This window comes from Kitasatospora albolonga (assembly GCF_039535905.1).
Lineage (GTDB): Bacteria > Actinomycetota > Actinomycetes > Streptomycetales > Streptomycetaceae > Kitasatospora > Kitasatospora albolonga.
Genome location: NZ_BAAAYB010000007.1, coordinates 43,338 through 54,027, shown reverse-complemented (window position 1 = coordinate 54,027; position 10,690 = coordinate 43,338). Strand labels below are relative to the sequence as shown.

Below are 10,690 nucleotides of genomic sequence, written 5' to 3'. Positions count from 1 at the left end.
CCTCTCGCTCACGGTCCAGGGCAACGCGGTCATCGACGCGCTGGTCCTGGCGGCCTTTCAACGCGAGTTCCGGACGACCGGTGAGACGGACGTCGCCCTCCGGTCGGTCAGCCGCTACTGGGGCGGGCGGGCACGGTACCTGAGGTGGTATCACGCCGTGGCCTGCGACACCGACCGTGACGGGAGCGACATGGCGGGCATCGCCAGCCTGCTCGCGCGAGACCTGGACGAACTCCGCTTCCAGACGAGCGTTCCGTGGGACTCTGCGCTCCGGGAGGCAGCCATCGGGCGGTTGGGTGACCAATGGCCGGACAGCGAAGACGTGTTCACCGATTTCCTTGCCGACGCCACCGACCGGACCCGTCCCGCCGGCACTCGGGAGGGTGCCCTCGCTGCTCTCGCGCGTGACTGGGCTGACCGGGATGAGGTGTTCGCCGTGATGCGCGAGGCCGCGATCGACTCCGAGCCCGGCGTCCACCGGACCGCGCTCTACTACCTTGCCTACCGGTGGAGGGCCCGCCCTGAGGCGTTCGACACCGTGATGGCAGCGGCGACCGACGAACGCAGTCCCGGCCGCCTGCTGGCGATCGGCGTACTGGCACTGGGCTGGACCCAGCACGAGGGCGTGTTCTCGGCGGTGATGAGGGCCGCAGAGGAGATGGATCCCGAGGTCCGTGGAGCCGCTGTCCTGGCTCTCGGGGCGGACTACCGCGACCGGGCGGCAGCGCGCGAAGTGCTCTGCGCCGCAGTCGTGGATGCGGACTTCTCGGTCCGGCGGCGGTCCATGGCAGTGTTCGACCGGGAATGGCCCGATCCTGCGGAGGCGTTCGGCGCTGTCCTGGCCGGTCTGCGGGACGAGCACGAGGCGGTCCGACTCGCGGCTCTCCACACCGTGGCCCTGCACTGGCCGGACAAGGAGGCCTCGCTCGGGGCTGTGCTCGATGCCATGGCGGATGAGGACCGGGAGGTGAGCAGGTCGGCCCTGCACCTGCTCGGCACCGGCTGGCCGTCCAGCGCGGAGGCCTTCGAGGCGGTGCGAGCCGTGGCAGCTGACGGGAGCTCCGAGGACCAGGGCGGGGCCCTCGCGGTACTGGCCCGCAGGTGGACGGACCGTCAGGAGTCCTTCGAGACCGTTCTCGCCGCTGCGACCGCAACAGGGGCTCAGGGACGGGAGACAGCGGTCGCGATCCTGGCCCAGTACTGGCGGGACCGGGAGGAGGTCCTCGCCGTGGCCCTGGCGGCGGCGGACGCCGCGGAGCCTTCGGTGCGGGTGGAGGGCCTGGTCGTCCTTGCGAACAGGTGGCCGGAGGAGACGTCGGTACTCCCTCTGCTGCTGGCCGCCACCACGGACCCTCACCACGAGGTCCGGGCCATCGCCCTCCAGCTGCTGGCGGTGTACTGGCCGGAGATCAGTGAGGTGGCGACCCTCGTGATGAACGCGGTCGCCGACGGGCATCCCGAGGTTCGTGGAGTGGCGATCTCCCTGCTCGGCGTGTGGCGGGCGGACGACTCCGCTCTGCGCACCGTCGCGGCCGCTGGGGTGGTGGACGAAAGCCCCAGGGTGCGCGAGGCCGCCCTCCAGGTCCTGGCGGCCGTTGAACCGGGGCAGTACCACGGCTTGATCCTGGATCATGCCCGAACCGATCCGGAAGCCGCCGTCCGCATTCTGGCGCTGAGGCTGGTGGCGAGCATCCTGCCGCAGGAACCCGGGACCAGGGAACTCCTCACCGAACTGGTCGAGGACGCCGACGTCGCGGTGGCGGCCGCAGTACGGGAGGCGCTGCCGTTGCTGGACCTGCCACGGCAGTCACTGCTGCCCTGACGCCCCGTCGGCCGCCGCCCGGAGGTGCGGCAGGAAGGCGGTGACGGCAGGGGGCAGGGCGTGGCAGCGGCGGGTGGCGGTGTGGACGTGGCGGGTGGGGGTGTCGTCGGGGTGGAGGGGGACGAGGGCGAGGTCGGGGCGGGTGGCGGGGGCCGAGAGGGACGGGACGAGGGTGACGCCGAGGCCGGCGGCCACCAGGCCCAGTTTGGCGGTCCATTCGGCGACGGCGTACTCGATGCGGGGGTGGAAGCCCTGGCGGAGGCAGGCGGCGAGGAGGGTGGAGCCGGGGTCGCGGGAGGCGGCGATCCAGGGGGCGTCGGCGAGGTCGGTGAGGTGGAGGGAGGGGCGGGAGGCCAGGGGGTGGTCGCGGGGGAGGGCGACCAGGAGGGTGTCGGTGATGAGGGGGGTGAGGTCGAAGAGGTCGGTGTCGTAGGGGTGGCCGGGGTAGGCGGTGACCACGGCGAGGTCGAGGAGGCCCTCGCGGAGTTGGTCGAGGAGGGTGGCGGAGAGGCCTTCGGTGACCGCGATGGAGAGGGAGGGGTGGGCGGCGCGGAAGCGGGCCAGGGCGGTGGGGACCAGGACGGCGTTGGCGCTGTCGAAGGAGCCGATGCGCAGGCGGCCGCCGGTGAGGGAGCTGAGGGCGGTGAGTTCGCGGGCGGCGGTGTCGAGGCGGTCGAGGACGGCTTCGGCGTGCGGGAGCAGGGTGCGGCCGTGTTCGGTGAGGCGGACGCCGCGCGGGAGGCGGTCGAACAGAGGGGCGCCGAACTCCGCCTCCAGGGTGGAGATCTGACGGGAGATCGCGGACTGGGTGTAGCCGAGGCGTTCGCCGGCGGCGGTGAAGGAGCCCAGGCGGGCGGCGGTGCGGAAGACTTCGAGCCAGGCCATGTCCATCGCGCATGGATAGCATGCGGGACATTCGTTTGTCGCCTGGGTGCGGGCTGCCTACGGTGAGGGGCATGGAGACGATCGCATTCCTCGGGCTGGGCCGGATGGGCCTGCCGATGGCCAAGCGCCTCACGGCAGTTGGGTTCGACGTGCGGGTGTGGAACCGCACGCCCGGCAAGGGGGCCGGGCTGGAGGAGGCCGGCGGCGCGGCGGAGGCGGTGCGCGGGGCCGGGGTGGTGGTGACGATGCTGGCCGACGGGGCTGCGCTGCGGGAGGTGGCGGGGCGGATCGTCGGGGAGCTGGCGCCGGGGACGCTCTGGGTGGAGATGTCCTCGGTGGGGCCGGTGGCGGTGGCGGAGCTGCGTGCCGAACTCCCGTATGGGGTGGGCCTGGTGGACGCCCCGGTGCTCGGCAGCGTGGGCCCGGCCGCGAGCGGCGGGCTGACCGTGCTGGCCGGTGGCCGGGCGGAGGACGTGGCGCGGGCCCGGCCGGTGCTGGCGGCGCTGGGCACGGTGGTGGACTGCGGCGGGCCGGGCACGGGTGCGGCGCTCAAGGTGGTGGTGATCAGCGCGATCGTCGGGGGAGTCGCGCTGGTCGGTGAGGCCTTGGCGGTGGCCGACGGCTACGGCCTGCCGGCGGAGTTGACGGCGGAGGTGCTGGGGGCAGGTCCGCTGGCGGGGCTGCTGGCGCGGGCCACCAGCACGGAGGCGGACTTCCCGGTCCGGCTGGCCGCCAAGGACGTCGCCCTGGCGGCCGGCACCGGCCCGGTGCTCGCGGCGGTGGCGGAGGGCCTCAACTCCCGCCCTGGGCTGGCGGAGCAGGACCTGGCCCGGTACGTGGACGCGCTCCGCGCCGAGGCGGCCGCCCCGGCGCGGTAGCACCGAGGCGCCGGAACCGACGCGGCGCCCGTTCCGGGCCGAACGGGGGTTGGCCCGGAACGGGGGCGCGCGATGCGTCAGCGCAGCCGGCCGTCGTGCATCTCCAGGACCCGGTCGACCCGGCCCAGCAGGTCGCGGTCGTGGGTGACCATGACCGTGGCGGTGCGGTGCTCGCGGGTGATCTCGGCGAGCAGCTCGACGATCTGGGCGCCGCGTTCGTGGTCCAGGGCCGAGGTGGGTTCGTCCACCAGCAGGACGGACGGGGAGCCGAAGAGCGCGCGGGCGATGTTGACCCGCTGGCGTTCGCCGCCGGAGAGCTGGTGCGGGCGGCGGCGCTGCTTGGCCGGGTCCAGGCCGACCGAGGCGAGCAGGGCCTCGGCCCGGGCCCGGGCGGCCCGGACGGACCCGCCGCGGACGGACTCCAGCACCAGCAGCTGCTCGACGGCGGTGAGCGAGGCCAGCAGGTTGGACTGCTGGAAGACGATGCCCAGGCGCTCCCGGCGCAGCGCGGCCCGGTCCTTCTCGCCGAGCGCGCCGACCTCCTGACCGTCTATCAGCACCCGCCCGGAGTCCGGCCGCAGCAGGGTGGCGGCCACCGCCAGCAGCGAGGACTTGCCGGAGCCGGACGGCCCGGCGACGGCGGTGAACTCGCCGGGGGCGACCGCCAGCGAGACGGCGTCCAGGGCGGTCAGCCGGGCCTCGCCGTCGGGGTAGGTGAGAGTGACGTCCTCCAGCGCGAGGCCGGTACGGACAGCGGTGGTGGTGGCGGTCATCGGTTGGCTCCCAGCGCGGCCAGCGGGTCGACGGAGGTGATGCGGCGGACGGCGAGCACGGCCCCGAGCAGGCCGAGCAGCACCATCGCGGTGACGGGCACGAAGACGCTCAGGAAGCTGACGTCGAAGGGCACGGCCGAGGCCGCGAACAGCCCGCCGACCCCGCCGAGCAGCCCGCCCAGCAACGCCCCGCCGAGCAGCACGGCGGCCGCCTGCGCGAGCGCGTCCCGCACCAGGTAGGCGCTGCTCGCGCCGACCGCCTTGAGCACCGCGATGTCGGGCTTGCGCTGCACCGTCCAGACCGTGAAGAAGGCCCCGACCACCAGCGCGCTGACCGCGAACAGGAAGCCCTGGATCATCTGGAGCGACCCCTGCTCGGCCGAGTAGCCGTTGATTCCCGCCAACGCGTCGGACAGCGCGACGGTCTCGGTGCCCTGGGCCGCGTCCAGCGTCGCGAGGTCGGTGCCGCCGGCCACGTCCAGGGCCAGCGCGGTGGGCTGGGTCTGGCTGCTGACCCGCTCCCAGGTCGCCACGGTGGTCCACACGGTGGGGGCGTGCCCGTACGAGCGGGGCGCGGTGATGCCGGAGATGGTGAGCTGGACGGGGCCCAGCTTCACCTGCTGACCGACCGTCAGGTGGTACTCCTCGGCCGCGTCCGAGCCGACCGCGACCTGCCCGTCCGCGGGCTGGGCGCCGGACTCCAACGGCGGCAGCAGCGCACCCGGCGCCCCGAACACGCTCACCGAGGCGGCGGCCGCGCTGCCCGTCAGCCTGGTCATCGAGATGCCCAGCGGCTGCGCCGACTTCACGCCCGGGGCGGCGGCCAGTGCGGCGGCCTGCTCGGGGGAGACGGTGGAGTTGCTGAACGAGACGGTGGGCGCGGCCCCGGCGGGGGCGCCGAAGACGATCCGGTCGGCCGGGAGCTCGGCGACGGTGGAGGAGGCGGCGGAGGCGAGCCCGCCGGTGAGGCCGTAGAGGAAGACGACCAGTGTGGTTATCAAGGTGACCACCGCGCCCATCAGGGCGAAGCGCCCTCTGGCGAAACGGATGTCCCGTAGTGCGACGAACACGGTGACCCTCTCGGGGAAGAACGGAGTGGTTCAGACTCCTCCACCCTGTCGGCGCGCGGGCTCCGTTCCATCAGGGAGAGGAAGGGGAGTCCACTCCTGCGGGGGATGCACTCCGGAATCCATCGAACGGTTGATGCCGTGGCGGCCTGAGCCGCCACCGCCACCCCGTACCCTCGGAAGGCGTGACCGCCACCGAACCCCACCCCGGAGCGACCCCCGCGCTGCGGCTGATGAACTTCGCCCTGCACGGGCTGTTCGCCGCCCTGCTCGTGGTGCTGCTCGCGCGCGGCCTGGCGGTCGGCAACCTCGGTCCCGGCGCGGTGATCACCGCGATGGTGCTGGCCGCCGTCTACCTGAGCGGCGGGGCGGTGGAGGCCATCCGTACTGACAGGCGCTGGGCCTGGGTCTGGTTCGGCGCGGTGCTGCTGCTCTGGATCGGGCTGACACTCCAGCACCCCGAGTTCTGCTACCTGGCCTTTCCGCTCTACTTCGTCTGCCTCCACCTGATGCCGGTCCGCTGGGCCGTGCTCTCGGTGGCCGGGCTGACCGCCGTGGTGGTCGCCGCCCAGGCCGGGACGGACGGTGGCCTGACCACGCCCAAGGTGCTCGGCCCGGTGGCCGGCGCCGTGGTCGCCCTGCTCACCGCCTACGGCTACGCCGCGCTCTACCGGGAGAGCCGGGAGAAGCAGCGCCTCATCGACGACCTGGTGCGCACCCGCGGCGAGCTCGCCGCCACCCAGCGGGAGGCCGGCCGGCTGGCAGAGCGTCAGCGGCTGGCCCGGGAGATCCACGACACCCTGGCGCAGGGGCTGTCCAGCATCGTGCTGCTGGCGCGGTCGGCGGAGTCCGCACTGCCGGACGGGGCCGCGACGGCCCGGGAGCGGATCGCCGAGGTCGGGGCCACCGCCTCGGCGAACCTGGCGGAGGCGCGCAGGTTCGTGCAGGCACTGACGCCGCCGGCCCTGGACGACGCCACCCTCTGCGAGGCGCTGCGCCGGCTGACGGCCGGTCAGGGCGCGGCGTTCCACCTTGACGGCGAGCCGTACCCGCTGCCGGTGGAGGCGGAGGTGGCGTTGCTGCGGCTCACCCAGGAGGCGCTGGCCAACGCCGTCCGGCACGCGCGGGCGAGGGCGGTCGCGGTGACCCTGACGTACCTGGACGACGAGGTGACGCTGGACGTGTTCGACGACGGGGTGGGCTTCGACCCGCAGGCCCTCCCGGAAGCGGGGCGGGCCCGGTTCGGGCTGCACGGGATGAGGGAGCGGATCGCGGCGCTGGGCGGCAGCCTGACGGTCGAGTCCGCACCGGGGGAGGGCACGGTGGTCGCGGTGTCGCTGCCGCTGCGGGCGATCGAGACGGCGGAGAGCGTGATGATGCGGGAGGCGTCGTGATCCGGGTGGTGCTGGTGGACGACCACCCGGTGGTGCGGCGCGGGCTGCGGGCCATGGTGGACGAGCTGCCCGAGCTGGAGGCGGTCGGCGAGGCGGCCGACGGGGCCGAGGCGCTGCGGGTGCTGGAGGGGCTGGCGGAGCGGCCGGACGTGGTGCTGATGGACCTTCAGATGGGGTCGGGCATGCACGGGGTCGAGGCGACCCGGCGGATCACCGCGCTGCCGGACCCGCCGGCGGTGCTGATCCTCACCACGTACAGCACGGACGCGGACATCCTGTCGGCGGTCGAGGCGGGAGCGACGGGCTACCTGCTGAAGGACGCCCCGCCGGAGGAGCTGGTGGCGGCGGTGAAGGCCGCCTCCCGCGGGGAGACGGTGCTGGCGCCGCCGGTCGCGGCGCGGCTGCTGGGGCGGGTGCGGGCGGGGCGGCCGACGCTGTCCCCGCGCGAGGCGGAGATCCTGCAGTTGCTGGCGGAGGGGCTGGCCAACCGGCAGATCGCCAAGCGGCTGTTCATCAGTGAGGCGACGGTGAAGACGCACCTGGTGCACATCTACGACAAGCTCGGCGTCGACAGCCGCACGGCGGCGATCGCCTCGGGGCTGGCCAGCGGGCTGATCAGGCCGTAATTGGCTACCCCGGGGGCGCGGGGAACTGCGCGAGTTCGGAAGGCGGACCAGTGTGAGGTCGGGGCAGGCGAGCCAGTTGCACGTGCTGCCGTTCCCCTGCGCGCAGTTCCTCGCGCCCCCGGGATAACGTGGTTGCCATGGTTGTTCCGTCGATCGTTGCCGCTCCGATGGCCGGGGGCGGGTCCACCCCGGAGTTGGTGGCCGCCGTGAATGACGGTGGCGGGCTGGGGTTCCTGGCGGCCGGGTACAAGAGCGCCACGGCCCTGGCCGACCAGATCGCCGTGACCAGGAAGCTGACGGGCCGTCCGTTCGGGGTGAACCTGTTCGTGCCGGACGTGCCCTCCGACCCGGCGGCGGTGGCCGCGTACCGGGAGGTGCTGCGGGCGGAGGCCGAGCGGTACGGGGTGGTGCTGCCGGAGGAGCTCGGGCCGGACCGGGACGGGTGGGAGGAGAAGACCGCGCTGCTGCTGGCGGATCCGGTGGCGGTGGTCTCGTACACCTTCGGGCTGCCGAGCGCCGCCGAAGCCGCGGCGTTCCGGGCGGCGGGCACGTACCAGGTGGCCACCGTCACCACCCTCGACGAGGCGCTCGCCGCGGCCGCGCGGGGGATGGACGCGCTCTGCGTGCAGGGCCCGGAGGCCGGCGGCCACCGCGGCACCCACCGGGCGGACGCGGTGCCGGGCACCACTCCGCTGCCCGCGCTCCTCCGCGAGATCGGAACGGCGGGCCTGCCGATGATCGCGGCGGGCGGCCTGGCCGACGGCCCGTCACTCGTCGCCGTCCGCGAGGCCGGAGCAGTGGCCGCGCAGATCGGCACCGCCTACCTGCGCACCGACGAGTCCGGGGCGAACGAGCCCTACAAGAAGGCCCTCGCCGGGCACCCCGGCCCGACCACCGTGACGCGGGCCTTCACCGGCCGCCCGGCCCGCGGCCTGCGCAACGCCTTCATCGACCGCTACGGCCCGCTCGCCCCGACCGGCTACCCGGAGGTGCACCACCTGACGGCTCCGCTGCGGGCCGCCGCCACCGCCCGGGGCGACCTGGAGGCGATGCACCTGTGGGCCGGCACCGCCCACCACCTGGCCCGCACCGGCCCGGCCGAGGCGCTCACCCGCGAGCTCACGGCCGCCTTCGAGCAGACGGCCTGACGGGGCCTCAGAGGACCTCGCGGTAGTAGGCGATCTTGTCGCGGATGGCCTGGCGCTGCCGCTGGAGTTCCCGGATCTGGGCCTCGACCTGTTCGTCGTGGGCCTCCAGGACCGCCAGCCGCGCGGCGACCGTGGAGTCCCCGGCCCGGACCAGCTCCGCGTAGTCGCGCATGTCGGCGATGGGCATCCCGGTGTCCCGCAGGCAGCGCAGCACGCCCAGCCAGGCCAGGTCGTGGGCGGTGAAGCGGCGGTGTCCGCTGGCCGAGCGGCGCACCTCACCGAGCAGGCCGATCTTCTCGTAGTACCGCAGGGTGTCAAGACTGAACCCCGACTCGGCGACTGCCTGAGCCGGGGTCAGTTCAACGTCGGTGTCCGTCATGGATCCATGATGGCAAGGAGGTTCAGCCCAGCAGGGTGCCCATCCACTCCTCGATACCGGCCACCGAGCGCGGGAGCGCGCCGGACATCAGACGGGCGCCGTCGGCGGTGATGACGAGGTCGTCCTCGATCCGGACGCCGATGCCGCGCAGCTCGGCCGGCAGGGTCTCGTCGTCGGGCTGGAGGTAGAGGCCGGGCTCGACGGTGAGGACCTGGCCCTCCTCCAGCTTGCCGTCGAGGTAGGTCTCGGCGCGGGCCTTGGCGCAGTCGTGGACGTCCAGGCCGAGCATGTGGCCGCTGGAGCAGAGGGTGTAGCGGCGGAACAGGCCGCTGTCCTCCCGCATGGCCTCGTCCGCGCTGATCTTCAGCACGCCCCAGTCGGCCAGGCCCTCGGCGATCACCCGCATGCCGGCCCGGTGGAAGTCGCGGAAGCTGGCGCCGGGCTTGAGGGTGGCGATTCCGGCGTCCTGGGCGGCGAGCACCAGCTCGTAGACCTGGCGCTGGACGGGGGAGAAGGTGCCGCTGAGCGGGAGGGTGCGGGTGATGTCGGCGGTGTAGAGGGAGTCGGTCTCCACGCCGGCGTCGAGCAGCAGCAGCTTGGAGGGGTCGAGGGCGCCGTCGTTGCGGATCCAGTGCAGCACGCAGGCGTGGGCGCCGGAGGCGACGATGGTGTCGTAGCCGGTGCCGTTGCCCTCGGCGCGGGCGCGGAGGTTGAAGGTGCCCTCCAGCCAGCGCTCGCCGCGGCCGTGCTTCAGCGCGAGCGGCAGGGCGCGGACGACGTCCTCGAAGCCGGTGGTGGTGAGGTCGACGGAGAGCTGGAGCTGCTCCACCTCCCAGCTGTCCTTGACCAGCCGGAGCTCGGAGAGCGTCGAGGCGAGCTGCGCGTCGGAGGGCAGCACCGCGTCCAGCAGCGGGTCGACGCCGCCGAGCAGGCGGGTGGGGGCCTGAGGACCCTTCAGCAGGTCCTCCAGCTCGTCCAGGTGGGCGGTGCGGATGCCGGTGAGCTGGGCGGCCTCGTCCAGGTCGGGGCGGCGGCCGACCCAGAACTCGCCGTAGCGGCGGTCGCGGTAGAACTCGGAGCCGTAGGGGCTGCCGCCGCCGCGGGGCGAGCGCGGGCGCAGGTAGAGGACCGGCTCGCCGCTCGGCTCGACCACCAGGACGTGGCCGACCTGCTCCTCGCCGGTGAGGCCGGTGAGCCAGGCGTAGGCGCTGTGCGGGCGGAAGCGGTAGTCGCAGTCGTTGCTGCGGACCTTCAACTGGCCGGCGGGGACGACCAGCCGCTCCCCGGGGAAGGCGGCGGCCAGCCTGGCCCGGCGGGCGGGCATGAACGCGTAGCCGTTCACCCGGTCGGTGGCGGGCAGCGGGGTGGCGGCCCAGCCGGTGCCCATGAAGGCGTCCAGCGCGGGGGAGACGGGCAGGTCGTGGCTGCCGGTGTTGAGGGGGCGGGGGTCGGACACGGCTGCGGCTCCTTCGCCGGACTGGACGGTGGTGGTGCTGTTACGCACGTACGGGTCTGACGTGCAGTGTTTCCTTGCGCGTGGCGGGAGTTGAGGGGCTGGAGGGACACAGGTCGGTAACGGCCCGCTCCATCTCTTGCCAGTGCAATTTCACATTACTATGTTACGGGTCACACCTTGGAGCGGCTAGACCCCGGCGGGCAGCACTCCTGGTGGCCCCGGATCAGCCCCGGGGCGGACCAAGGCCGCAACTGCGGCCTTC

General features: G+C 73.8%; 9 protein-coding genes and 1 pseudogene. 5 read left to right on the top strand and 5 right to left on the bottom strand.

What is annotated here, in order from left to right:
• Window positions 1–1,822 (top strand): annotated as a pseudogene (locus ABD946_RS02400) (hypothetical protein); the annotation flags it as partial.
• Here the strand turns inward: ABD946_RS02400 and ABD946_RS02395 are convergent.
• Entirely contained in the window at window positions 1,808–2,713 is a 906-nt protein-coding gene (locus tag ABD946_RS02395) for a LysR family transcriptional regulator (protein ID WP_345279569.1), read from the bottom strand. The pseudogene ABD946_RS02400 and the gene ABD946_RS02395 sit on opposite strands and share 15 nt — an antisense overlap.
• A gap of 65 nt (window positions 2,714–2,778) precedes the next feature.
• Between ABD946_RS02395 and ABD946_RS02390 the strand changes: the two genes are divergently transcribed.
• A complete protein-coding gene (locus ABD946_RS02390) occupies window positions 2,779–3,585 on the top strand; it encodes an NAD(P)-dependent oxidoreductase (RefSeq protein ID WP_345279567.1) in 807 nt (268 codons plus the stop codon).
• A gap of 77 nt (window positions 3,586–3,662) precedes the next feature.
• Here the strand turns inward: ABD946_RS02390 and ABD946_RS02385 are convergent, their stop codons facing one another.
• Both ABD946_RS02385 and ABD946_RS02380 read right to left on the bottom strand, forming a co-directional pair.
• Window positions 3,663–4,358, bottom strand: coding sequence for an ABC transporter ATP-binding protein (locus ABD946_RS02385; protein ID WP_345279565.1), 696 nt, complete (start codon window positions 4,356–4,358; stop codon window positions 3,663–3,665).
• Complete coding sequence (locus ABD946_RS02380; RefSeq protein ID WP_345279563.1) at window positions 4,355–5,368, bottom strand: ABC transporter permease; 1,014 nt, start codon at window positions 5,366–5,368, stop codon at window positions 4,355–4,357. The genes ABD946_RS02385 and ABD946_RS02380 overlap by 4 nt, the downstream gene beginning before the upstream one ends.
• 242 nt (window positions 5,369–5,610) lie before the next feature.
• Here ABD946_RS02380 and ABD946_RS02375 point away from each other — a divergent pair, with 242 nt between their 5' ends.
• The 3 genes from ABD946_RS02375 to ABD946_RS02365 all read left to right on the top strand — a co-directional run bounded on the left by ABD946_RS02375 (window position 5,611) and on the right by ABD946_RS02365 (window position 8,593).
• Window positions 5,611–6,819, top strand: coding sequence for a sensor histidine kinase (locus ABD946_RS02375; RefSeq protein WP_345279561.1), 1,209 nt, complete (start codon window positions 5,611–5,613; stop codon window positions 6,817–6,819).
• Window positions 6,816–7,445: a response regulator gene (locus ABD946_RS02370; RefSeq protein ID WP_345279559.1), complete on the top strand. Its 630-nt coding sequence runs from the start codon at window positions 6,816–6,818 to the stop codon at window positions 7,443–7,445. Before ABD946_RS02375 ends, ABD946_RS02370 begins: the two co-directional genes overlap by 4 nt.
• 137 nt (window positions 7,446–7,582) lie before the next feature.
• Window positions 7,583–8,593: a nitronate monooxygenase gene (locus tag ABD946_RS02365; protein WP_345279556.1), complete on the top strand. Its 1,011-nt coding sequence runs from the start codon at window positions 7,583–7,585 to the stop codon at window positions 8,591–8,593.
• A gap of 7 nt (window positions 8,594–8,600) precedes the next feature.
• Here the strand turns inward: ABD946_RS02365 and ABD946_RS02360 are convergent, their stop codons facing one another.
• Window positions 8,601–8,972, bottom strand: a complete 372-nt coding sequence (locus ABD946_RS02360) for a MerR family transcriptional regulator (RefSeq protein WP_345279554.1) — start codon at window positions 8,970–8,972, stop codon at window positions 8,601–8,603.
• Between the two features lie 22 nt (window positions 8,973–8,994).
• Window positions 8,995–10,428 (bottom strand): aminopeptidase P family protein, encoded by a 1,434-nt coding sequence (locus ABD946_RS02355; RefSeq protein WP_345279552.1) that lies wholly within the window; start codon window positions 10,426–10,428, stop codon window positions 8,995–8,997.
• Window positions 10,429–10,690 lie beyond the last annotated feature (262 nt).

Coding starts and splice junctions, on each gene's coding strand:
- ABD946_RS02395 (WP_345279569.1), bottom strand. CDS start 2,713: ATGGACATGGCCTGGCTCGAAGTCTTCCGCACCGCCGCCCGCCTGGGC.
- ABD946_RS02390 (WP_345279567.1), top strand. CDS start 2,779: ATGGAGACGATCGCATTCCTCGGGCTGGGCCGGATGGGCCTGCCGATG.
- ABD946_RS02385 (WP_345279565.1), bottom strand. CDS start 4,358: ATGACCGCCACCACCACCGCTGTCCGTACCGGCCTCGCGCTGGAGGAC.
- ABD946_RS02365 (WP_345279556.1), top strand. CDS start 7,583: ATGGTTGTTCCGTCGATCGTTGCCGCTCCGATGGCCGGGGGCGGGTCC.
- ABD946_RS02360 (WP_345279554.1), bottom strand. CDS start 8,972: ATGACGGACACCGACGTTGAACTGACCCCGGCTCAGGCAGTCGCCGAG.